Annotated in this window: 23 protein-coding genes; 15 read left to right on the forward strand and 8 right to left on the reverse strand. The window is 69.1% G+C overall.

Annotated elements, in window-relative coordinates:
- Positions 1-31: 31 nt before the first annotated feature.
- Positions 32-1,999 carry an acetoacetate--CoA ligase gene (locus tag ACQ754_RS02475; RefSeq protein WP_440995401.1) on the reverse strand — a complete coding sequence of 656 codons (1,968 nt, stop codon included), beginning with the start codon at positions 1,997-1,999 and terminating at the stop codon, positions 32-34.
- Between the two features lie 125 nt (positions 2,000-2,124).
- On the opposite strand from ACQ754_RS02475, the gene ACQ754_RS02480 reads away from it, so the two are divergent.
- Positions 2,125-2,910, forward strand: coding sequence for a 3-hydroxybutyrate dehydrogenase (locus ACQ754_RS02480; RefSeq protein WP_440995402.1), 786 nt, complete (start codon positions 2,125-2,127; stop codon positions 2,908-2,910).
- A gap of 8 nt (positions 2,911-2,918) precedes the next feature.
- Here ACQ754_RS02480 and ACQ754_RS02485 read toward each other — a convergent pair whose 3' ends face one another.
- The 3 genes from ACQ754_RS02485 to ACQ754_RS02495 form a co-directional block, all read right to left on the reverse strand.
- Complete coding sequence (locus tag ACQ754_RS02485) at positions 2,919-3,647, reverse strand: SDR family NAD(P)-dependent oxidoreductase (protein ID WP_440995403.1); 729 nt, start codon at positions 3,645-3,647, stop codon at positions 2,919-2,921.
- Positions 3,648-3,659: 12 nt separating this feature from the next.
- Positions 3,660-4,346, reverse strand: coding sequence for a 2,3-diphosphoglycerate-dependent phosphoglycerate mutase (gene gpmA / locus ACQ754_RS02490; protein ID WP_440995658.1), 687 nt, complete (start codon positions 4,344-4,346; stop codon positions 3,660-3,662).
- A gap of 69 nt (positions 4,347-4,415) precedes the next feature.
- Entirely contained in the window at positions 4,416-4,856 is a 441-nt protein-coding gene (locus ACQ754_RS02495; RefSeq protein ID WP_440995404.1) for a YiiD C-terminal domain-containing protein, read from the reverse strand.
- Between the two features lie 70 nt (positions 4,857-4,926).
- Between ACQ754_RS02495 and ACQ754_RS02500 the strand changes: the two genes are divergently transcribed.
- The 5 genes from ACQ754_RS02500 to ACQ754_RS02520 are packed head-to-tail and all read left to right on the forward strand — an operon-like array spanning position 4,927 to position 8,373.
- Positions 4,927-5,421, forward strand: coding sequence for a CYTH domain-containing protein (locus ACQ754_RS02500; RefSeq protein WP_440995405.1), 495 nt, complete (start codon positions 4,927-4,929; stop codon positions 5,419-5,421).
- Positions 5,411-5,899, forward strand: coding sequence for a L,D-transpeptidase family protein (locus tag ACQ754_RS02505; protein WP_440995406.1), 489 nt, complete (start codon positions 5,411-5,413; stop codon positions 5,897-5,899). Before ACQ754_RS02500 ends, ACQ754_RS02505 begins: the two co-directional genes overlap by 11 nt.
- 2 nt (positions 5,900-5,901) lie before the next feature.
- A complete protein-coding gene (gene nagZ / locus ACQ754_RS02510; protein WP_440995407.1) occupies positions 5,902-6,951 on the forward strand; it encodes a beta-N-acetylhexosaminidase in 1,050 nt (349 codons plus the stop codon).
- Positions 6,952-6,996: 45 nt separating this feature from the next.
- Entirely contained in the window at positions 6,997-7,575 is a 579-nt protein-coding gene (locus ACQ754_RS02515) for a hypoxanthine-guanine phosphoribosyltransferase (protein WP_440995408.1), read from the forward strand.
- Between the two features lie 57 nt (positions 7,576-7,632).
- The gene (locus tag ACQ754_RS02520) at positions 7,633-8,373 is read left to right on the forward strand and encodes an S-methyl-5'-thioinosine phosphorylase (RefSeq protein ID WP_440995409.1); all 741 of its coding nucleotides are present in this window, start codon (positions 7,633-7,635) and stop codon (positions 8,371-8,373) included.
- Here ACQ754_RS02520 and ACQ754_RS02525 read toward each other — a convergent pair.
- Positions 8,370-8,936 carry a CsiV family protein gene (locus tag ACQ754_RS02525; protein ID WP_440995410.1) on the reverse strand — a complete coding sequence of 189 codons (567 nt, stop codon included), beginning with the start codon at positions 8,934-8,936 and terminating at the stop codon, positions 8,370-8,372. The genes ACQ754_RS02520 and ACQ754_RS02525 overlap by 4 nt on opposite strands.
- Entirely contained in the window at positions 8,933-12,418 is a 3,486-nt protein-coding gene (gene mfd / locus ACQ754_RS02530) for a transcription-repair coupling factor (RefSeq protein WP_440995411.1), read from the reverse strand. The genes ACQ754_RS02525 and mfd overlap by 4 nt, the downstream gene beginning before the upstream one ends.
- Positions 12,419-12,558: 140 nt before the next feature.
- Between mfd and ACQ754_RS02535 the strand changes: the two genes are divergently transcribed.
- Genes ACQ754_RS02535 through ACQ754_RS02550 form a run of 4 tightly spaced genes read left to right on the forward strand, consistent with a single transcriptional unit; the run spans position 12,559 to position 15,982 of the window.
- The gene (locus ACQ754_RS02535) at positions 12,559-13,185 is read left to right on the forward strand and encodes a GNAT family N-acetyltransferase (protein WP_440995412.1); all 627 of its coding nucleotides are present in this window, start codon (positions 12,559-12,561) and stop codon (positions 13,183-13,185) included.
- Positions 13,179-14,051, forward strand: a complete 873-nt coding sequence (locus ACQ754_RS02540; RefSeq protein ID WP_440995413.1) for a spermidine synthase — start codon at positions 13,179-13,181, stop codon at positions 14,049-14,051. Before ACQ754_RS02535 ends, ACQ754_RS02540 begins: the two co-directional genes overlap by 7 nt.
- 7 nt (positions 14,052-14,058) lie before the next feature.
- Positions 14,059-14,979: an agmatinase gene (gene speB, locus ACQ754_RS02545; protein ID WP_440995414.1), complete on the forward strand. Its 921-nt coding sequence runs from the start codon at positions 14,059-14,061 to the stop codon at positions 14,977-14,979.
- Positions 14,972-15,982, forward strand: coding sequence for an acetylpolyamine aminohydrolase (locus tag ACQ754_RS02550; RefSeq protein ID WP_440995415.1), 1,011 nt, complete (start codon positions 14,972-14,974; stop codon positions 15,980-15,982). Before speB ends, ACQ754_RS02550 begins: the two co-directional genes overlap by 8 nt.
- Here the strand turns inward: ACQ754_RS02550 and ACQ754_RS02555 are convergent.
- Positions 15,979-16,257 (reverse strand): hypothetical protein, encoded by a 279-nt coding sequence (locus ACQ754_RS02555; RefSeq protein ID WP_440995416.1) that lies wholly within the window; start codon positions 16,255-16,257, stop codon positions 15,979-15,981. The two genes, ACQ754_RS02550 and ACQ754_RS02555, sit on opposite strands and share 4 nt — an antisense overlap.
- Positions 16,258-16,345: 88 nt before the next feature.
- On the opposite strand from ACQ754_RS02555, the gene sfsA reads away from it, so the two are divergent.
- From sfsA to ACQ754_RS02570, 3 genes are read left to right on the forward strand one after another with little or no spacing between them, the layout of a single operon-like run.
- Entirely contained in the window at positions 16,346-17,053 is a 708-nt protein-coding gene (gene sfsA, locus ACQ754_RS02560) for a DNA/RNA nuclease SfsA (RefSeq protein WP_440995417.1), read from the forward strand.
- 11 nt (positions 17,054-17,064) lie between these two features.
- The gene (locus ACQ754_RS02565) at positions 17,065-18,312 is read left to right on the forward strand and encodes a lipoprotein-releasing ABC transporter permease subunit (RefSeq protein WP_440995418.1); all 1,248 of its coding nucleotides are present in this window, start codon (positions 17,065-17,067) and stop codon (positions 18,310-18,312) included.
- The gene (locus ACQ754_RS02570; RefSeq protein WP_440995419.1) at positions 18,305-19,009 is read left to right on the forward strand and encodes an ABC transporter ATP-binding protein; all 705 of its coding nucleotides are present in this window, start codon (positions 18,305-18,307) and stop codon (positions 19,007-19,009) included. Before ACQ754_RS02565 ends, ACQ754_RS02570 begins: the two co-directional genes overlap by 8 nt.
- Here ACQ754_RS02570 and ACQ754_RS02575 read toward each other — a convergent pair.
- On the reverse strand, positions 18,954-19,484 hold the full coding sequence (locus ACQ754_RS02575; RefSeq protein WP_440995420.1) for a DUF2062 domain-containing protein: 531 nt from the start codon (positions 19,482-19,484) through the stop codon (positions 18,954-18,956). The genes ACQ754_RS02570 and ACQ754_RS02575 overlap by 56 nt on opposite strands.
- Before the next feature lie 78 nt (positions 19,485-19,562).
- Here ACQ754_RS02575 and ACQ754_RS02580 point away from each other — a divergent pair, with 78 nt between their 5' ends.
- Together ACQ754_RS02580 and ACQ754_RS02585 are read left to right on the forward strand one after the other, a co-directional pair.
- A complete protein-coding gene (locus ACQ754_RS02580) occupies positions 19,563-21,875 on the forward strand; it encodes a ComEC/Rec2 family competence protein (RefSeq protein ID WP_440995421.1) in 2,313 nt (770 codons plus the stop codon).
- The gene (locus tag ACQ754_RS02585; protein ID WP_440995422.1) at positions 21,863-22,492 is read left to right on the forward strand and encodes a MotA/TolQ/ExbB proton channel family protein; all 630 of its coding nucleotides are present in this window, start codon (positions 21,863-21,865) and stop codon (positions 22,490-22,492) included. The genes ACQ754_RS02580 and ACQ754_RS02585 overlap by 13 nt, the downstream gene beginning before the upstream one ends.
- Position 22,493 lies beyond the last annotated feature (1 nt).

The raw sequence follows: 22,493 nt of genomic DNA on the forward strand, positions 1-22,493 counted from the left end.
CGGGGGGTCGCCCCTCGCGGACGACCGCCCCCTAGCGGAACAGCTCGTCGATGGCCGCGATCTCGTCCAAAGATTCCGGGTTGGCCAGGGCCTCGCGGTTCTCCACCTTCTCGCCCCGCAGGATCTTGGACACCGCCAGCTCCACCTTCTTGCCGCTGCGGGTGTAGGGGACTTGGCTGACGGCCACGATCTTTGCCGGCACGTGGCGGGGGCTCGCCCCCTCCTTGACCCGGCTGCGGATCTTGCGCTTGAGCGCCTCGGTCAGGTCCTGGCCTTCGTTCATCACCACCATCAATACGACCCGGACATCATCCTTCCAGGGCTGGCCGACGACGATGCTGTCGGCGATCTCCTCGATGGTCTCTACCTGGCGGTAGATCTCGGCGGTGCCGATGCGCACGCCGCCCGGGTTGAGGGTCGCATCCGAGCGGCCGTGGATCACGCAACCGCCGCTGTCGTGGAAGCTGATGAAATCCCCGTGGGCCCACACCCCCGGGAAGGTCTCGAAGTAGGCGGCACGGTAGCGCTTGAAATCCGGGTCGTTCCAGAACTTCACCGGCATGCTCGGCGCCGGCTGGGTGCAGACCAGCTCGCCGCGCTCGTTGACCACGGGCTGGCCCTGTTCGTTGAACGCCTTCACGTCCATGCCGAGCATGGCGCACTGGATCTCGCCGCGGCGCACCGGCAGGATCGGGCAGGCGCCGACGAAGCAGGAGAGGATATCCGTGCCGCCGGATATGGAGCCGAGCAGGCAGTCTGCGCGGACGCGCTCATAGACGTAATCGTAGTCCTCCGGCAGCAGCGGCGAGCCGGTGGAGAAGATCACCCGCAGGGCGGAGAGGTCGTGGTCCTCCCCCGGGGCCATCCCGGCATTGCGGCAGCCGCCGAGGAACTTGGCGCTGGTACCGAAGTGCGTGACCCCCTCGTCCTCGGCCATCTGCCAGAGCACATCCAGGTTCGGATAGCCCGGTGAGCCGTCGAAGAGCACCAGCTCGGCGCCGGTCAGCAGCCCCGAGACGAGCCAGTTCCACATCATCCAGCCGGTGGTGGTGAAGTAGAAGAAGGTATCGTCCCGCTTGATGTCACCGTGGAGCTCGAGCTCCTTGGCGTGCTGGAGTAGCACCCCGCCACTGCCGTGGACGATGCACTTGGGCACCCCGGTGGTGCCGGAGGAGTAGACGATGTAGATGGGATGGTCGAAGGGCAGCTGCTCGAAGTGCACCTCGCCACCACGCCCCTCGGCCACCGCGGCATCCCAGGAGACCATTCCGGGTTCGTCGGGGATGGGCTCCTCCGCGAGATTGGAGATGATCACCACCGCCTCGATGGAGGGGATGCGGCGCCGCAGCTCGCGGATTTCCTCGAGCCGGGAAAAGGTCTTGCCGTTGTAACCGTAGCCATTGACCGCGACCAGCACCTTCGGCTCGATCTGGCCGAAGCGGTCCTCGATACCGTTGACGCCGAAATCCGGCGACGCCGAGGACCAGATGGCGCCGAGCCCGGTGGTGGCCAGCATCCCGATCACCGCCTCCGAGGTGTTGGCCACCACGCCGGCGACACGGTCGCCCACGCCCACACCGCGCTCGCGAAGGAAACGCTGCAGGCCGGCGACCTCGCCGAGGAGCTCGCCGTAGGTGAGCTGCCCGCGGGGACGGGTCTCGGAGCGCTCGATGATCGCCACCCGGTCCGGGTCCCCCTCGAGGGCCTCGCGCAGGAGGTTCTCGGCGAAATTCAGCCGGGCCCCGGGGAACCATTCCGCCCCGGGCATCTCGCGGCTACCGAGGACCCGCTCGTAGCCCCGCGTGGCCCGCACGCCGGTATATTCCCAGATGCTCTCCCAGAACCGCTCGATGTCGTCCACCGACCAGCGGTGCAGGGCGTGGTAGTCGGGAAACGGCCCATGGCCCTTGCCCTCGAGCCAGCGGATATAGTTCGCCATGTTGCTGCGGTTGAGCTCGTAGTCGGAGGGCTCGCGAACAATGGGGTAGTCGGCGCTCATGGTTGGTTGATCCTTGTCTCCTGCCTCTTGGGCGGAATCGTAACCGATTGCCCGCCGTGCTTGCATACCGACGGAGCCGGCGCGCGATAATAGCGCTTCGACAGGACAACGGAGCGAACCCGGACATGGCACTCACGGACAAGGCAGCGGTGGTCACCGGCTCGACCAGCGGCATCGGCAGGGCGGTGGCGGAGGCCCTCGCCGCGGAAGGGGCGAGCGTGGTCATCAACGGCATAGAGCCGCGGGAGGAGGGCGAGCGCGTCGCCGCGGAGATCGCGGACCGCCACGGTGCGGCGGTGCGCTTCAACGGCGCCGACATGAGCCGCCCCGACGAGGTCCGCGCGCTGATCGAGGATTGCGTGAATGCCTTCGGCGGTATCGATGTGCTCGTCAACAACGCCGGCATCCAGCACACGGCGCCCACCGAGGAGTTCCCCCCGGAGAAATGGGACGCCATCATCGCGATCAACCTCTCCTCGGCGTTCCATGCAGCGAGCGCCGCGCTACCGCACATGCAGCACAAGGGCTGGGGCCGGATCATCAATACCGCTTCTGCCCACGGTTTGGTGGCCTCGGTGAACAAGGCGGCCTATGTCTCCGCCAAGCACGGTGTGGTCGGGCTGACCAAGGTCATCGCCCTGGAGAATGCCGGGCGCGGGATTACCTGCAACGCCATCTGTCCGGGCTGGGTGGAGACGCCGCTGATCCGTCCGCAGATCGAGAAGATCGCCGCCGAGCAGGACCTATCCATCGACGACGCCAAGGTCGAGCTGGTGCGCCACAAGCAGCCGTCGCGGCAGTTCGTGCAGCCCGATCAGATCGGCGCCCTGGCGGTGTTCCTCTGCTCGGAGGCGGCCTCCCAGATCACCGGGACGTCGCTACCCGTGGATGGCGGCTGGACCGCCCAGTAGGCGCCTGCCTACCAGCCCACCGGTTCGCCGTGACGATAAAGCACCCCGCTGGGGGCGCCATCCGGCAGGCAGGCCACTTCGACGACCCGCGCGGCGGCGTCCTGGGGGGTGCTGGTGGCCTGGCGCCCGCCCATGCGGGTGCGCACCCAGCCCGGGTCCACTGCGTTGACCAGGATGTTCTCGCCATCCGTTTCCGCGGCCAGTAACCGGGTGATGGCATTGAGCCCCGCCTTGGAGAAGCGGTACGCGGGGTAGCCGCGACCCATGCGCGCGAGCTGGGCATAGCCACTGGTGAGATTGACCACCCGCCCGTAGCCGTGGCGCCGCATCATCGGGATCACCGCCTGGGCGAGCCGTAGCGGCCCGAAGGCATTCACCGACAGGTGCTCCTGCAGGGTGGCCTCGTCCACCTCGAGAATCCCCGGCGAGGGCGTGCCGTCGCTGCCCGCATACTCGGGGAAGATCCCCGCGTTGTTGATCAGCACGTCCACCCGGTGGAAGGCGTTGCCCAGGAAATCGGTGAACCGGCGTATGCTCTCGCCGCGGGTGACGTCGAGGGGGTGGTAGGCGACGTCCAGCCCCTCGCTCTGCAGCTTGTCCGCGGCGGCCTTGCCGAGGATGCCGTCCCGGCTGGTGAGCACCGGCTTGAGGCCGGCGCGGGCGAGCTGCCGCGCCGTCTCGAAGCCGATCCCCCGGTTGCCGCCGGTGATCACCGCGATACGTTCGGGTTCGCTCATGATGGCCCCGCGTCAGTTGTCCCGCAGGTAGTAGCTTCGCGCGACCCGGCAGTCCCCGTCGAGCTCGTAGACCAGTGGCTGCCCCGTCGGTACCTCCACGCCGGTGATGGCGTCGTCGGAAACGCCGTCGAGGTGCTTGATCAGCGCCCGCAAGCTGTTGCCGTGGGCCGAGATGAGCACGGTGTCCATCCGTTGCACCACCGGAAGGATGTCGCTCTCCCAGTAGGGTAGCACCCGCTCGAGGGTGGATTTCAGTGACTCGGTGGCCGGCAGCTCGTCGGCGGGGAGATCCCGGTAGCGGGGATCGAAGCGCGGATGGCGCGGGTCGTCGGCTACCAGGGCCGGCGGCGGGGTGGCATAGCTACGCCGCCAGGTGTGTACCTGTTCCTCACCATATTCCGCGGCGGTCTCGGCCTTGTCCAGCCCGGTAAGGGCCCCGTAGTGGCGCTCGTTGAGATGCCAGTCCTTGGTCATGGGGATCCAGAGCTCATCGAGCTCGTCGAGCACCATCCAGGCGGTGCGGATCGCCCGGGTGAGCACCGAGGTGAAGGCGTAGTCGAAGCGGAACCCGCGTTCGGCGAGCAGCCGACCGGCGGCGGCGGCCTCCTCCCGGCCCTTCTCGCTGAGGTCCACGTCCTTCCAGCCGGTGAACCGGTTCTCCAGGTTCCATACGCTCTGCCCGTGGCGCAGCAGCACCAGACGCTTCATGCCAGCTCCTGTCGTTGCCGTTGAATGGGGGACTGGCGCGGAGTGTACCAGAGCCACCGCTCAGGGCAGGGCGGCGAACACCCCCTCGAACCGGGCAGCGGGTTGGTTTGCGTCCGGGAGATGGACGACCAGCCGGCTCCGCGCCCGACGGCCCCGCCGCAGGGGCTCCAGCAACGCAGCTGCCTGATCGTCGGTGATGGCGAGCACCGCGCGTAGCTCGCCGTGCGCGGGGTGGAGGTACTGGATATCGCCCTCGGCAAGCACCAGCTGCGGCTCGAGGCCGTGGCAACGCGTACAGGCGTACAGCCACCCCCAGCCGGCGAGACAGGCCAGGCTGTAGAGGCTGCCGGCGAAGCCGGTGCCGGCATGGTTGTGATTGGCGTCGATCGGGGCGCTCACCGCCACGCCGTCGTCGCCGAGATATTCAACGCGCACACCCATGAAACGGGCGGGTGGTATGAGCTCCCGGAGCCGGGTCTGTAGATCGATCGCGTGCCACATGAGCCGTTCCCTGCGCCCTGGTCGCTTGTAGGATACCATTGCCGCCTGAATCAAGCCGCAGAGGTCGGGCATGGCGACGGAGATCGAGCGCAAGTTCCTGGTTACCGGCGACGGTTGGCGGGCGCAGGCGGATGCCGGTGTGCGCATCCGCCAGGGGTATCTGGCCAGCGGGGAAAGGGCGAGCGTACGGATACGCCGGGCCGGCACACAGGCGTGGATCAACATCAAGGGGGCGACCCTCGGGGTGGAGCGCCAGGAGTACGACTACGAGATCCCGCTCGGCGAGGCGGAGGAGATGCTCGAGCAGCTCTGCCGCACCCCACTCATCGACAAGACCCGTTACCACGTGCCTGTGGGTGGCCATGTGTGGGACGTGGACGTCTTCGAGGGCGAGAATGCCGGGCTGGTGGTGGCCGAGATCGAGCTCGACGCCGCCGACGAGCCGTTCGAGCGCCCGGACTGGGCGGGCGAGGAGGTCTCGGACCGTCCCCGATACTATAACGTCGCCCTGGTGGACCACCCCTACCGGGACTGGAGCGCGGCGGAGCGACGCGGTGACCCCTGACGGGCGCTGGCTGCATGTGAGCCTGGTTCGCCAGCGACTCACGCTGCTGGAGGGCCGGCGTACGCTCGCGGTGTGGCCAGTGTCCACCGGTGCCGCCGGTGCCGGCGAGCGACAGGGCAGTGGCGCCACACCGCGCGGGTGGCACCATATCCGTGCCTGTATCGGCGCCGACCTGCCGGCGGACGCGGTCCTGGTCGGACGGCGTCCCACCGGCGAGCGATACTCGCCGGCGCTGGCTGCACAACACCCGGGGCGCGACTGGATCCTCGGTCGCATTCTGTGGCTGAGCGGCCTGGAAGTGGGGCGCAACCGCCTGGGCCGCTGTGACACCATGCGGCGCTACATTTATATCCACGGTGCCCCACCCGAGGCCCCCCTGGGGCGAGCACTCTCCCATGGCTGTGTGCGCATGCACCCGGAAGCGGTGGTGGCGCTGTTCGATCGGGTCGGCCCCGGTACCCGGGTGCTGCTGGAATAGCCATGTCCTTGGGACCACTGATGATCGGCCTCTGTGGACCGGCGCTTACCGGCGAGGAGCGCCGGCGCCTGCTCCATCCCGGGGTGGGCGGGGTGATCCTGTTCCGGCGGAATTTCCGGGATGTCTCTCAGCTGATTGAGTTGGTAGCGGAAATCCGCTCCCTGAGAACCCCGCCGCTGATCGTTGCCTGCGACCACGAGGGCGGGCGGGTGCAGCGCTTCACGGAGGGCTTTACGAGCTTGCCCGCCGCCGCCCGGCTCGGCCGTCTGCGCCGGTGCGATCCCGCCGCGGCCCGGGACGCGGCGGAGCGGCTGGGCTGGTTGCTGGCCGCCGAGCTCCGCGGCATCGGTGTCGATCTCAGCCTGGGCCCTGTGGTGGACGTCAATTACGGGGTGAGCGGGGTCATCGGCGACCGGGCGCTGGCAGATACCCCGGAGGGCGTCACCGAGCTCGCCGCGTCGCTGGTCCGGGGCATGCACCGTGCGGGCATGGCGGCGGTGGCAAAGCATTTCCCCGGCCACGGGGGGGTGCAGGCGGACTCCCATGCGGCCTCCCCGAGCGACCCCCGGGACTATCAGGACCTGCTCGCGACGGATCTGCAACCGTTCCGGCGGTTGATACTCAACGGTATCGAGGCGGTAATGACCGCGCATGTGATCTACCCCGGCGAGGATCAGTGGCCGGCGAGTCTGTCATCGTTCTGGATCGGTACGGTACTGCGCCGCCGCCTCGCCTTTCCCGGGGCGGTGATCAGCGATGACCTCTCCATGGCTGGGGCGGCGGTGGCCGGCGATTTGCGTGCCCGGGTCTCCCGCGCCCTGGCGGCGGGTAATGACCTCGTCATCATCGGCAACGAGGGGCGGGCGGTGGATGCACTGCTCGACGAGCACGGTCGTGGCGCGGATCCAGCGGCCGCCCTGCGTCGCGCCCGCCTGCATGGCCGGCCGGCGGTGCCGCTGGGACGGTTGCAGCGTGAGCGCCGCTGGCGGGAGGCACGCGCGCTGGCGGCACGGCTGGCCGGCGGTAGCCCCGAGGGAGACGGGTGCCTATAATTCCGCGCCTTGATGGCCAAACCCGCTCGGGATAGGGAGACGCCGATGAGCGATCATAATCCGGTCACGCCGCAGCAGCTCGACGAGATACTCAGTAGCGCGGAGATCCTGCACAGCGAGGAAGCGGTGGAGCGGGCCCTCGACGACCTGGGCCGGCGCATCGAGGCACGGCTGGGCGGAACCATGCCAGTGGTGCTCGGCGTAATGACCGGCGCCATCGTCCCCCTGGGACGGTTGCTGCCGCGGCTGCAGTTTCCCCTGGAGGTCGACTACATCCACGCCACCCGCTACCACGGCTCCACCATCGGGCGGGATGTGGTCTGGCTCGCACGGCCCCAGACACCGCTGAAGGGACGCACCGTCCTGGTGGTGGATGACATCCTCGATGAGGGCCATACCCTGGCCGGCATCATCGAGGAGTGCCACAACGAGGGGGCCCGCGAGGTCTATACCGCCATGCTTTTCGACAAGCACCACGACCGGCGTTATCAGGGGCTGGAGGCGGACTTCGTCGGCCTTGAGGTGATCGACCGCTACGTGTTCGGCTCCGGCATGGACTATAAGGGCTATTTCCGGAACCTGCGCGGTGTCTATGCCGTCCACCCGGACCACGAGGGTGGGTGATGGGGACGCCGGCGAACCCTCCAGGTTTCCGCAAGCCGCAAGCGTACGAGTGAAACCATGACTTTGGCGATCATCGGCGGCACCGGCCTGACTTCGCTGCCCGGTCTTGAGATCGACCGGCGCGAGATGGTGCACACCCCCTTCGGAGAGCCCTCGGGGCCCCTGACCCATGGCCATCTCAACGACCAGCGAGTGATCTTCCTTGCCCGCCACGGCTACGGCCACACCATCCCGCCCCACGGCATCAACTATCGTGCCAATATCTGGGCGTTGCACCAGACCGGGGCGACGAAGGTGCTGGCGGTTGCGGCGGTGGGGGGCATCTCCCCCGAGCTCGGCCCCGGCCAGCTCGGCGCACCGGACCAAATCATCGACTACACTTGGGGCCGGGCCAATACCTTCTTCGATCAGGACCTGGAGCGGGTGACCCACGTGGACTTCACCCATCCCTATGATGCCCGGTTGCGGGGTCGGCTCCTGGAGGCCGCCGAGCGCTGCGGCGTGGCCATGGTGGACGGGGGCTGTTACGGCGCCACCCAGGGACCTCGCCTGGAGACGGCCGCAGAGATCCGCCGGCTTCGAAACGACGGCTGTGACATGGTGGGGATGACCGGGATGCCCGAGGCGGTACTCGCTCGGGAGCTGGAGCTACCCTATGCCAGTTGCGCAGTGGTGGCCAATTGGGCGGCGGGGATCAATGACGACGAGCCCATCTCCATGGCCGCCATAGAGGAGATCCTGAAGACCGGCATGGGCAATGTGCGTGCGGTACTCGGCGCGCTGATTAACAGCCTCTAGGCGTCATTGTCGAGCCGTCGGGCCTGGATGATCACGCCGAGTATCGGGTGATCCAGGTAGTGGAGCTCGCCGCTGCGCATCCGCCGTCGGGTGCGCATGGGATAGACCGTGTCCTCATCGCGCAGGCGGAGCTCGGTCTCCACGTGTAGGTAGCGCCCGACGTAGACCCGCATCCCGCCATATAATCCCGGGGCGTCCCCGTCCCGGCCACGGCCCACCGCGACCCACGGTGCCCGTGACTCGGGCAAGTCCGCCTGGATCCAGCCGAGGTGCTCCAGGACGCGGTAGCGCCCCGAGCCATCCAGGCGCTGGCGAACGCCCCCGAGCTCCATGGCCGAGCCCGATAGCCTGCGCACCGGGCCGTCCCCGGGGCGGTGGAGCCGAACGCCCTGGACGAGCTCCGCCACCTCGCCAGGCCAGTGCTCACGGTCGACACCGCCGGCCTCCTGCTGCTGAAAGACGATGACCTCCACCGCGTAGTCCCGCGCCTGCGCAGGGAGGGCGAACGCGGCGACCCAAACCAGTAGCGCGACGGGCAGGGCCCGTGACAGTGGCATGCTCATGATCCTCCCTCGCCGGTGCTCGAACCGCCCCCCAGCGTGGCCAGCAACCCCGCCACCTGTTGGATGCGGGTATCCGCGTCCTCGGCGGGCAGGTGGAAGCGCAGCCGCTCCTGGCCCTCGAGACGATACACCCGGGGTTGCTCCTGGACCAGCGTCACCAAGGCGCCGGGATCCACCGCCGGCTGTTCGCCAAACTCCAGCTTACCACCCCCCGAGCCCGCCTCGATGCGGCGGATACCGAGTGCCTCGGCGTCAAGCTTCAGCTCAGTGACCCGGAACAGATTCTTTGCCGGCTGCGGCAGCAGCCCGAAGCGGTCGATCATCTCGACCTGGAGATCGCGGAGCTGGTGGCGGTCGCGGGCGTTGGCGATGCGTTTGTACTGCACTAGGCGGGTGTGTACGTCCGGGAGATAGGCCTCGGGCAGTAGCGCGGGGATGCTGAGATCCACCTCGGCGCCGTGCTGCATGGGTCGCTCCAACGCCGGCTCGCGGCCGGCGCGGATGTCGCGCACGGCACGCTCGAGGAGCTCGGTGAACAGCGAGAAGCCGACCTCCTGCATCTGTCCGCTCTGATCCTCGCCGAGGAGCTCGCCGGCGCCGCGGATCTCCAGGTCGTGGCTCGCCAGGGTGAAGCCGATACCGAGATCCTCGTGGGCGGCGATGGCGTCCAGGCGCTTGGCCGCGTCCGCGGTCATGCTCCGCCGCGGGGGCGCGATCAGGTACGCGTAGGCGCGGTGATGGGAGCGGCCCACGCGGCCGCGGAGTTGGTGGAGCTGGGCCAGGCCGAGATGGTCGGCGCGGTTGATGACGATGGTGTTCGCGGAGGGCACGTCGATGCCGCTCTCGATGATGGTGGTGCACACCAGGATATTGAAACGCTGGTGGTAGAAATCCAGCATCACCCGCTCGAGCTCGCGCTCGGGCATCTGGCCATGGGCGATGCGTACGCGGGCGTCCGGCACGAGTGCCTCCACGTCCCGGGCCATGCGCTCGATGCTGTCCACGTCGTTATGCAGGAAGTACACCTGGCCGCCACGGTGGAGCTCGCGCAGGCACGCCTCCTGGACCAGCGCGTCGTTCCACTCGCTGACGAAGGTTTTGACCGCCAGCCGCCGGGCCGGTGGCGTGGCGATGATGGAGAGGTCGCGCATCCCCGACAGCGCCATATTCAGCGTCCGCGGAATGGGCGTGGCGGTCAGGGTGAGCACGTCCACGCTCGCGCGCAGGCCCTTGAGGCGCTCCTTCTGGCGGACGCCGAAGCGGTGCTCCTCGTCGAGTATCACCAGGCCCAGATTGTGGAATTTCACGCTCGGCTGCAGCAGTTTGTGGGTGCCGATGACGATGTCTACCTTTCCCGCGGCAAGGTCGGCAAGGACGGCATCCTGCTCCTTTTTCGAACGGAACCGCGAGAGCAGCTCCACCCGCACCGGCCAGTCGGCGAAGCGGTCGCTGAAGTTCTGGTAGTGCTGCTGGGCGAGCAGGGTGGTGGGCACCAGCACCGCCACCTGGTGACCCTCCTGGACACCGATGAAGGCCGCGCGCATGGCCACCTCGGTCTTGCCGAAACCGACGTCCCCGCAGACCACCCGGTCCATGGGCTTCTCCGAGGCGAGGTCATTGACCACGGCGGCGATCGCGCTCTCCTGGTCCGGCGTTTCCTCGAAGGGGAACTGCTCGGCGAAGCGACGGTAATCGTCGCGATCGAAGCGATAGGCGTGCCCGCCCCGGGCGGCACGGCGGGCATAGATGTCGAGCAGCTCCGCGGCCACGTCCCGGGCACGCTCGGCGGCCTTGCGCCGGGCGCGTTCCCACTGCTCGCCGCCGAGGCGGTGCAGCGGCGCCTGCTCGGTATCCAGCCCGGTGTAGCGGGAGACGAGATGGAGGGAGGCCACCGGGACATAGAGCTTGTCGCCGCCGGCGTACTCCAGGGTCAGGAACTCGGTGGGGACGCCACCCACCTCCAGGGTCTGCAGCCCGCGGTAGCGGCCGACGCCGTGATCCTCGTGGACCACTGGCGCCCCGATGCTGAGATCGGTGAGGTCGCGGATGATGGCGTCCGGGTCCCGCTCGGCGCGCTGGCGCCGCCGGCGCTGGGTGGCCCGCTCGCCGAACAGCGCGGCCTCCGGTATTACCGCGATCCCGCGTCCCGAGAGGATGAAACCGTGTTCCGCCGGGGCAGTGGTGATGGCGAGGGCCGCCGCGTCCTCCAGGAACCCCTGCCATCCGGCCAGCGGTTTCGGCCGGAGCTCGGCGGGTTCGAGGCGCTCGAGCAGCCGTTCCCGACGGCCGGCGGTTTCGGCGAGTAGCAGGGCGCGTCCGTTGTGGTCGGCCAGGAAGTCGTTCAGCCGGGTCAGCGGCTCGCTACCGTGGCTGTCGGCGCCTAGCTCGGGGAGCGGGTCCACCGCATAGCGGACCACATCGCCACGCTCGCGGGCCGGTGGGCCGTGGTTGGCGGAAACCTGACGGTAGCCGTTGAGCCTTGCGCGCAGCTCGTCAGGCCGAAGGTACAGCGCCTGCGGTTCCAGCAACGGCCGCTCACGGTCATGGCGGCGCTGCTCGTAGCGCTCATGGATCTGCCGCCAGTCCTCCTCCAGGGCCGCGTCCGCACCCTCGATCCGTATCGCGAGGGTGCTCTCCGGGAGATAGTCGAACAGCGTCGCCGTCTCCTCGAAGAACAGCGGCAGGTAGTACTCCACACCGTTGGGTACATGGCCCTCGCTGACGTCCCGGTAGACAACGCTCTCCGTGGGGTCACCGGAGAAGCGCGCCCGCCAGTTGCCGCGGAACCGCCGGATCCCCTCCTCGCCGATGGGGAATTCCCGGGCCGGCAGCAGCTCGAGCGCCGAGACGCGTCCGCTGCTGCGCTGGGTCTCCGGGTCGAAATGCCGGATGGTCTCAATCTCATCGTCGAACAGCTCGATGCGGACCGGGGCCTCGCTGCCCATGGGGAAGAGGTCGAGGATGGAACCGCGGACCGCGAACTCCCCGTGTTCCATGACTTCGGAGACGCAGCGGTAGCCGGCGTGCTCCAGGCGTGCGCGCATCGCCTCGAGCTCGAGGGGCTCCCCCTCGCCGAGCAGCAGGGTGGTGGCGCGGAGGAAAGCCGGCGGCGCGATGCGCTGCATGAGCGTAGCCGCCGGCACGATCACGATACCCTGGCGGATCTCCGGGAGGTGGTAGAGCGCGCGCAAGCGCTGGGAGATGATGTCCTGGTGCGGCGAGAAGACGTCGTAGGGCAGTGTTTCCCAGTCCGGCAGGATATCCACCGGCAACCCTTCGCCGGCAAAGAAACGCAGGGTCTCCGCCAGTGCCTGGGCCTGCTGCGGCGCCGGCGAGACCACAAGCAGCGGCCCGGTATGGGCACGGGCAGCGGCGCCCAACGCCAGCGCCAGGCTGTCGCCGCTGAGGTCGTGCCAACGCAGCCACTCGCCGGGGGCCTGTGGGAGCTTGGGTTCGAGGGGATCGTGTCGATGTCCGGGCATTGAGTGATGTCGGGAACGCCGGCGCGGCCGGTGGATTGCGTAGGCGGGAGAGTGTACTCAATGGTCCCCGCCCACGGAAGCGCCGGGCACGGCGGGGCCAGTTCTGGCATCATTGCCGCCTCCACGGTGAGGGAGCGTAAATGGGGGGCGAAGCCAACGCGAACATCGCGCCGGTGACCGGGGGGGCGACCCTGGCGGCGGCGCTGGCAGTCTACGAGCGGGTGTTCCCGGGCCGGGAGCGCGAGCCCCGCGAGTCCATCGAGGCGCGGATAGCGGCGGGTCGCTATGAATGCCTCGCCTTGTCGCCATCCCCCGGCGCCGTGGCGGCAATGAGTATCACCGACCAAAGGCCGATGCTGGGATGCACGGTGCTGACCTTCCTGGCCGTCGCCCCGGAGCGACGCCGGCAGGGGCTCGGTACTACGCTGCTGTCCGCCGTGATCGAGCGCTTCCGTGCCGGCGGCCCCGGCCACTGGTTGTTCGTGGAGGCACGGCAACGGCCGGCACGCCTGTATCGCCGCTGCGGTTTCCGACGATTGGCGATGGATTATCATGTGCCCCACTACGGTGCCGAGGCCGGCTGCGAGGCGATGTCGCTGATGGCCCTCCCGCGGGCCGCTGACCATGCCGCCACGGTGGACGGTGCGTTGGTCGCGGCGATGGTGCGCGATGCCTTCGTCGACGGCTATGGCCTTGAGCCGGGAGATGCCCGGCTCGCCGCGCAACTGGCACGAATACCTGCGAGGGTGGAGTTGGAAGGATGCTGAGCTTCGGACAACACAGCGAGGACGGTGACTGGGTGGAGCACCGCGTCGATACAGTGATTGCCGCCGGCGAGACCGACTATCAGTCCTACCTGTTCTTCCGTTCGCCGGTCCATGGCGTGTGCGTGGCCCTGGACGGCGATATACAGTCCTGCGCCGAGGACGAGGCGATCTATCACGAGGCGCTGGTCCACCCCGCCATGCTGCTCCATCCCGACCCCCGTCGCGTGCTCATCATGGGTGGGGGCGAGGGCGCCACCGCGCGGGAAGTGCTCCGCCATCCCGGTGTAGGCGAGGTGGTGATGGTCGATATCGACCGGCGCTTCGTCGAGCTCTGCGGCGAGCATCTTGCCAGCTGGAACGCCGAGGCCTTCGCCGATCCGCGCTTGACCGTGCTCTGTCGGGATATCAACGAGTACCTGTGCGAGCCGGGGCCCGGCTTCGACGTGGTCATCGGCGATCTGGTCGATTTCAGCGATCCCGCCGACCCGGCGGCGGCGCTGTACAGTGACCCGCTCTACGCACGGCTGCGGCCGCGCCTCGAACCCGGGGCCGTTGTGGCCACCCAGGCCGGCGGCGTCACGACCTCCCGGACCGCCGCCCATGCGCACGTTCGCGCCACGCTGAGGCGGGCATTCGCCGGCGTTGCCAGCTACGGGGTGGTGGTACCGAGCTTCTATCACCTGTGGAGCTACGTGGTGGCCTCCGATGGCCCGCTCCCGGCGGCGGGGGAGCTCCCCCTGGAGCGCTTCTCCCACCGTGCCGCCGAGCGGGGGTTGAGCCTGCCGGCGACCGGCGCCGTCCATCTCGCCACGGCGTTCTCTTTGCCGGCGGCCATCGCCGACTCCCTCGATCAACCCGGAAGCTGAACGGATTATGTCGACGCTGCGCTATCAGTTGCTGCCCAACCGGACCCCGGAGTCGGCAGATGTCATCGTACTGCCGCTGCCTCACGAGCAGACCGTCTCCTACAAACCGGGCACGCGCAATGGCCCGGAGGCCATCCTCGACGCCAGCGCCCAGCTGGAATACTACGAGGAGGACGGTGGGTGGTCGCCGTTTCTCCACATGGGGATCTCGGTGCTGCCGGCCATGGAGAAGCAGCTCTACGAGGTGGCAGAGGACTACCATCGGCGTGTGACTCAGGGCACTGCGACCCTACCCGCCCAGGCGCTGCTGCTGGCCCTCGGTGGCGAGCATTCGCTCACCCCGTCGCTGGTGGCGGGCCGAATGCCGGAACCTGGAACGGTGGTATGCCTGGATGCCCATGCCGATCTCCGCCCCCGCTTCGAGGGCAGCGAGCACAGCCACGCCTGCCCCATGCACCACGTCCGCGCGGCCGGCCATCGGGTCATCCTTATCGGGGTGCGTTCGCTGATGGACCGAGAGGCCGAACGCGTCCGCGAGGACGATGGCATCGAGTGTCACGCCGACCGTGACCTGCGCCGTCCCGGCGCCTGGGAGGCCCTGATCGAGCGTCTGGGACGACTGGAGGGGCCGGTATGGCTGAGCGTGGACATGGACGCCTTCGACCCGGCCCTGGTCTCCGGCGTGGGCACGCCGCAGCCCGGCGGCCTGGACTGGTATCGCGTCGTCGAGGTGGTGGAAGCGGTCATCGGCAATCCGTCGATCGACCTCCGCGGTTGCGATATCGTCGAGCTCATTCCGGAGCCGAGCTGCGTCTCGGAGATGACCGCCGCCAAGTTGAGCCAGCGGATGATCTCCTGTTGGGGGCGCCATGCGGGTTACCCCGAACGCCCCGCCATCGGCAGCCAGAGCGAGGTGGACTATGAGTGACGCGCTGCCGGTGTTTGTGCCGGCGGAGCACGCGGCGCACCAACCCCGGTGGGATTTCTCCGATGGTCATCCTCCCGTGGCCTATCCCGAGGTGGCTGCCCGGATCGAGCAGGTGCACGCGGGCCTGGAGCGGACCGGGCTACTGTCCGTGGAAACGGTCTCCGGCGCGGCCGAGGCGGCGGTAGCGGAGCTACACGACGGCGACTACGTCGCCTTCCTGCGCGAGCTCTGTGAGCGCCTTGGACCGGAGGAGGAATACATCCCCAGCATCTTCCACGGTGATCTGCGCGGGGGACCCCTGCGCTTTCGCGGCGGGATGTATACCGCAGAGATCGGCTCGCCGCTGACCCGCGGTGCCTACACCGCCGCCCTTCGCTCCGCCGAGGCCGCCCGGCGAGCCGCCGCCCGGGTCCGCGAACGCGGCGGCACGGCCGTCGCCCTGTGTCGCCCCCCGGGACACCACGCCGGACGCCGGCGCTACGGCGGCTACTGCCTGTTCAACAACGCCTATATCGCCGCCCGCGTGCTGGCGGAAGGGGGGCAGTGCTGCCCGGTCCTGGACGTCGACTACCACCTGGGGGACGGCAGCGCCGAGCTGGCGGATTCGGCCTGCCCGTACTTCTCCCTGCACGCCGATCCGTGGAGGAATTATCCGCACCTGGACGCCCGATGGGTGGCTCCGAAGGACGCACACCTGACCACGCTGGGCGACGGCACCGACGGCGCCACCTACCGGCAAGCCCTCGAGGGGACGCTGGAGGCCCTCGCGCGGAGCGATCCGGACGCCCTGGTCCTGTCCTTGGGTTTTGACACGGCCGCCACCGACACCATCCAGGACGATTCGGTGCTCCTGACGGTGGCCGACTTCGAGGCCCTGGGGGCACGCATCGGTGCTATCGGCCGACCCCTGGTGGTGGTGCTCGAGGGCGGCTACGACGTGGCGGGACTCAGTGGCTATATGGAAGCCTTCGCTCGCGGCCTGCGGGGCGCAAGCGGGCGCTAGGGATCCCGGTGGAGCGGACGCGCGACCGTATGGATGACCCGTTCGCCCTCGAAGTAGACGGTAACCTCCGGGTACTGCCAGCGCGTGATCGCCGGTTCGCCCACCGGGTCGAGGCGGCGCTGCGGGGAGCCCAGGCGGGCGCGAACGGCCTCCATGGTCGCGCCGTTCGGCGGTGCCGTGGTGGCCGGCGGCACTGCATCCACGAGGAGGGTCTCGGCAGGCAGCGGTGCCGTAAAGGCCATGCCCAGCAGGGCCGTGAGCATGAGTCGGCGCATGGGTCCTCTCCGCTGAGAATCTCCGGCGGATCATAGCACCGGCCGATGCGCGGAAAAACCGAGCGCGGCGGCCCCTAGGAGAAGACATTTGGAGTATTCGAACCCGTTGCGCGAGGCCCGTCTCGTGCGCCGCTACAAGCGCTTCCTCGCCGACGTCGAATGTGTCGACGGCGAGGCGTTGACCGCGCATTGCCCCAATACCGGGTCCATGCTGGGCTGTGCCGAGCCCGGCCTGCCGGTGTGGTTGAGTCACTCAGCGCGGGCCGGGCGCAAGTACCCATGGACATGGGAGCAGGTGGCCGTGCACGGCGGCACCCGGGTGGGCATCCATACCGGACGTACCAACGACATCGTCGCCGAGGCCATCGCGGCCGGGCTGTTCCCCGAGCTCGGCACGATCACGGCTATTCGGCGGGAGGTGCGGGTACCGCAGGCCGACATGCGCGCCGATTTTCTCCTCGAAGGCGACGACGGCTTCCACTTCGCCGAGGCCAAGAACGTCACTGCGGCGGTCAGCGACGGGGTGGCGTTGTTCCCCGATGCCGTCAGTACCCGCGGGAGCCGGCACCTTCACGTGCTGCGCGACCTCGCCGGGGCGGGGCGGCAGGCGTCACTGATCTTTTGCGTCCAGCGCGATGACGTCACGGAGGTGCGGCCCGCGGATGCCATCGACCCGGACTACGGCGCGGCACTGCGCCAGGCCCGAGAGGCCGGCGTCGGCGTCTATGCGTTCACTGCAACACCGGATGACCAGGGGATCACCCCGGGTCGCCGGGTCCCCGTGGTCTGTCCCTGAGGCGCGTCGCGATGTTCAAGCCCCTACAGCTATTCATCGGATTGCGTTACACCCGCGCCCGCCGGCGGAATCACTTCGTATCGTTCATTTCGGCCTCGTCCATGCTCGGGATCGCCATCGGGGTGACCGCGTTGATCACCGTGCTCTCGGTGATGAACGGCTTCGAGACGGAGCTTCGCGAGCGCATTCTCGGCATGGTCTCCCACGGCACGGTCAGCGGCTACCAACGCCCCCTCCAGGACTGGGAGGCGCTCACCGGCCGGCTGCAGGAACGTGGTGACGTACGCGGGGCGGCGCCCTACGTAGACGGGCAGGTGATGCTCACCCGCGGCGGCGAGGTCACCGGCGCCATGGTCCGCGGCATCCTCCCGGCGCAAGAGGGGCGGGTGTCTACCGTGGGGGAGAACGTGACCTCCGGATCCCTGCAGGCACTGGAGCCCGGCGACTTCGGGATCGTCCTCGGCCGTGGCCTCGCTGACCGTCTCGGGGTGGGGCGGGGGGATAAGGTCACGATGGTCACCCCGGAGGCGCGGGCCTCGGCGGCGGGCATCCTGCCACGGCTGCGGCGCTTCGAGGTGGTGGGCGTGTTCTCCGTGGATATGTCCCAGTACGACAATAACCAGGCGCTGATTCACCTGGAAGACGCCCAGGTGCTGTTCCGGCTCGATGGGGCAGTGACCGGGATCCGGCTCGCCTTCGAGGACCTCTTCCAGGCACCACGGCTGGTGCGCGGTATCGCCGAGGACCTGCCGGGGATCTACCGAATCTCCGACTGGACCATGCAGAACCGAAACTTCTTCCGCGCCGTTCAGACCGAGAAGACCGTGATGTTCGTGATCCTGATGCTGATCGTTGGCGTGGCGGCCTTCAACATCGTCTCCACCCTGGTGATGGTGGTGACCGACAAACAGTCGGATATCGCCATCCTGCGCACCCTGGGGGCGACACCACGGGGGATTATGGGGATCTTCATCGTTCAGGGGGCCGTACTCGGGGTGGTGGGGACGTTGCTCGGCGTGGCCGGCGGCACGGCGCTGGCGCTCAACGTGGAAACCATCGTCCCCGCCATCGAGGCTGTGTTCAATACCGAGTTCCTGCCGGCGGACGTCTATCTTATCAGTGACTTGCCGTCAGAACTTCATTCGGAGGATGTGGTACGGATCACCATCGCGGCCATCGCACTGTCCCTGATCGCCACGCTGTATCCCGCCTGGCGGGCGTCGCGGGTGGCGCCGGCGGAGGCACTACGCTATGAATGAGGCCATCGTGCTCGAGGCACGGGATCTCGCGCTCAGCTACCGCGAGGGGCCGGGGCGGCTGCAGGTCCTCGACGGGGTCTCACTGGCCTTGTCCCGCGGCGAGCGTATCGCCGTGGTCGGGCGTTCCGGCTCCGGCAAGAGCACCTTGCTGCACCTGCTCGGGGGCCTTGAGGACCCGGAGCGCGGCGAGGTCCGCGTCGACGGCCAGCCGTTGAGCCGCCTCGGCGCCGTCGCCCGCGGACGTCTACGCAACCGGGCGCTCGGGTTCGTCTACCAGTTCCATCATCTGCTCGGTGAGTTCACCGCCCTGGAGAACGTGGCGATGCCGTTACTCATCGGCGGCGCGCGCCCCCGGGACGCGCGAGGGGAGGCACAGGCGATGCTGGAGCGGGTGGGGCTCGCCCCGCGGCAGCGGCACAAGCCCGGCGAGCTCTCCGGCGGGGAACGCCAGCGCGTGGCCATCGCCCGGGCCCTGGTCACGCGGCCCGCCTGTGTGCTGGCCGATGAGCCCACCGGGAATCTGGATGCCCACACCGCGGCCACCGTGTTCGCGCTGTTCGAGGAGATGGCCGCCGATCACGGCACCGCCGTCGTGGTGGTCACCCATGACAGCGCCCTGGCCGGCCGGCTCGACCGCGTGCTCACCCTCGAGGAAGGGCGGTTGCGCGACGCCGGCGACGGCGAAGGTGGGCGATGATGTAGAGCCGCCAGAGCAGGTGCACCGCGCCATAGCCCGCCAGGGCGACCACCATCCCCGTGGCCAGTGAGCCTAGCAGCAGCGGCTTCCAGATCACCGCCACCTCGTTCCAGAACCAGGCGAGAGTGGGCTCGAAGCCGGTGTGAAATACCGGCGTGCCGATCAACCAGGTCCCTACCATATAGCTGAAATAGAACATGGGCGGGATGGTCAGCGGGTTGCTGATCCACACCAGGGCCACGGCGAGCACGAGATTCACCCGGATCAGTATCGCCAGCGCCGCCGCGATGGCCATCTGGCCGGGCAGTGGCAGGAAGGCGGTGAACAGGCCCACGGCGACAGCGCCGGCCACCGAACGGCGGTTGAGGTGGAGTAGGAAGGGGTCCTCCAGCATACGGCCCAGCCAGCGCAGATCCCGCCGCCCCTTGATCGCCTTTGGATGCGGCAGATGACGCTTTAGAAACCGTCGCGGCATTTCCCCTCCCGTAGCCCGGCGCCTATTATCCATGGGCAGGAATCGCGATGACAGTCCCTGCCATGGAGGGCGAAGGGAATGCTGGCACTGGTCTGCGGCCTGCTGCTACCACTGCAGCTGTCACTGGCCCAGGCGGCCTGGGTCCTGCCGGCCTGCTGGGCGCTGCTGCTCCTCGCCCCCGCGCGGCATCCGGTGCCGCGCGCCCTCGCGGCCTTCGGCCTCGGGGTCAGCTACTCGGCCATCGTGCTCGCCCACGGACTGGAGGCACGACTGCCCGCCGAGCTTTCCGGGACGACCTTCACCGTGGAGGGACGCGTGGTCGACCTTCCCCAGCGTGATCCCGGCGCGTTGCGCGTGGTGATTGTCCCCGAGCGGCTGTCGCCGTTGCCCCCACGCATCCCCCGCCGCCTGCGTCTGGCCTGGTACGGCGATGCGCCGTCGATCCGCGCTGGGGAACACTGGCGGTTCCAGGCGCGGTTGAAGCGCCCGCGGGGATTCATGAATCCAGTCCGGTTCGATTACGAGGCCTGGCTGACCCGGCAGGGCATCGACGCCACCGGCAGCATACGCGCCGGCGAGCGCCTCGCCCCAGCGACCGGCCTCGCCGGCTGGCGCGGCCAGCTCGCCGGCGCGGTCGCCGAGCGCGCCGGGTCGGGGGCCGGGCCCGCGGTGCTGCGGGCGCTGCTACTCGGGGACCGACGGGCGTTCTCCGATGACCTGTGGGACGCCCTCCGCACCCTGGGCCTGACTCATCTGGTCGCGATCTCGGGGCTGCATATCGGCCTGATGGCCGGGCTCGCCGGCACCCTTGGGGCGATCGCGTGGCGACGCTGTCCAGCGTTCGCCACACGCGTGCCGGCGGCCGTGGCCGGCGGGGTCATCGGCCTCGCTGCCGCGACGGCCTACGCGGCAGCGGCGGGCTTCGCACTACCGACCCTGCGGGCCCTGATCATGACTGCTGTGGTGGTGGCGGCGCTCGCCTGGCGTCGCCGACCGGCGGCCTGGCGGGCCCTGGGGCTCGCCGCCGTCGTGGTGCTCGTCGCTGACCCCTGGTCGGTGCTGGCCGCGGGCTTTTGGCTGTCCTTCTCCGCCGTCGCCGTCATCCTCCTCGTCTGGGGTCCCGGCCGGGGCCGGCTCTACAACGCACTGCGGGTGCAGGTGGCGATCAGCCTATGCCTGGTCCCGGTGCTGGTCGCCTGGTTCGGCACCTTTTCCTGGGTGAGCGCACCGGTGAATCTGATGGCGGTGCCGCTGACCGGGGCGGTCATCGTGCCCGGCGCATTTGGCGCGGCGGCGATCGAGCTGCTCTGGCCGGCCAGCGGCGCGTTGGCACTGGCCGGCGCGGCCCTGGACCGGCTGCTGGGACCGATGATGGCGCTCGGCTCCGCCGTGCCGCTGGCGAAGCCGGGCCCGCTAGCGCTCGCGGCGTGGATCCTTCTTGGCGGGGCCCTGGGCGCGGTCTTCCTGCCCCGCGGATGGCCCGGACGCTGGCTGGCGCTCCCCATGGCGGCCCTGGCCCTGGTCGGTAATGGACACGTCCCACCGAGGTTGGAGGTGACCTTCCTGGAGGTAGGGCAGGGGGCGGCGGCGGTAGTACGCACCCCCGGCCGTGTCCTGGTCTTCGACACCGGACCGGCCTGGGGCGGCGGGGCCGCGGCGGCCCGTTTCACCCTGCTGCCGTTCCTCCGGGAACGGGGCATTGACACCGTCGACCGGCTGATTCTCAGCCACGGCGATCGCGACCACGCCGGCGGCGCCGCGGTACTGGCGGAGGAGCTGGCCATCGCCGATACCCTGTCCGGGGAACCGGAACGAACCGGCGGACGACCCTGCCGGCAAGGGCAGCAATGGCGCTGGGACGGGGTCGCGTTCCGCGTTCTGGCACCGGCGCACACCGACAGGGAGGGCAACGCGGCCTCCTGTGTCCTGGAGATCGATACCGGTCAGCGCCGGGTGCTGCTCACCGGTGACCTGGTCATCGAGGACGAGCCGGCGGTGGCCAGTAACCTCGGGGGCACGCTGGATGCGCTACTGGTCGCCCACCATGGCAGCCGTACCTCCACCGGCGCCGCGTTCCTGCGGACGGCCCGTCCCCGACTGGCCATCGTGTCAGCGGGCTGGAACAACCCCTACGGCATGCCGCACCCCAGCGTCCTGGAGCGGCTGGGGCACTGTGCCGGCGAGGTCGTTGAGCTCGCCCGCTCCGGCGCGGTCACGGTTACCGAGGGGCGGAACGGCGACTGGCGCATTCGCCGGGAACGCCCGACGCGGGCCCGGCTTTACCACGAATCATCCGGGAACCGATTTCAGGCAGCCGCGGAAAACCGGTATGATTCCCGGCCATCCGCAGGTAGCCCCGCGGGGGAAGGTGAGCGCACGTGTGGGAACTGATCCGTGCCGGCGGGTGGTTGATGCTGCCCATCATTGGCTGCTCGGTGCTGGCGCTGGCCATTGTCGTGGAACGGCTCCGGGCGCTGCGGCGCTATCGGGTGCTGCCCCGGCATCTCGTGGCCGAGGTGTGGAGCCGGCTCAAGGCGGACACCCTGGACCAGGAGGCGATCCGGGGGTTGCGTCAGCACTCCCCGCTGGGCCGGGTCCTCGCCGCAGGCCTGGTGAACCGGCATCTCAGCCGGGAGGCCATGATGGAGGCCATCGAGGATACCGGCCGCCACGAGGCGCATAATCTGGAGCGCTACCTCAACACCCTGGGCACCATTGCCGCCGTCAGTCCGCTGCTCGGCCTGCTGGGCACCGTCATCGGCATGATCGACGTGTTCGGTACCATCTCCGCGGAAGGGGTGGGCAACGCCCCGGCGCTCGCGGGTGGCATTTCCCAGGCCCTGATCACCACCGCTTCCGGCCTGGTGGTGGCGATCCCCGCGCTGATGGCGTATCGCTACCTCCGCGGCCGGGTGGACGAGCTGATCGTGGAAATGGAGCAGCAGGCGCTACGGCTGGTGGAGGCGCTGCACAGCCAGCGCCCGGCGGGGGGAGGCCAGCACCGGTGAA

Source organism: Arhodomonas sp. SL1 (genome assembly GCF_052060015.1).
Taxonomy (GTDB): Bacteria; Pseudomonadota; Gammaproteobacteria; order Nitrococcales; family Nitrococcaceae; genus Arhodomonas.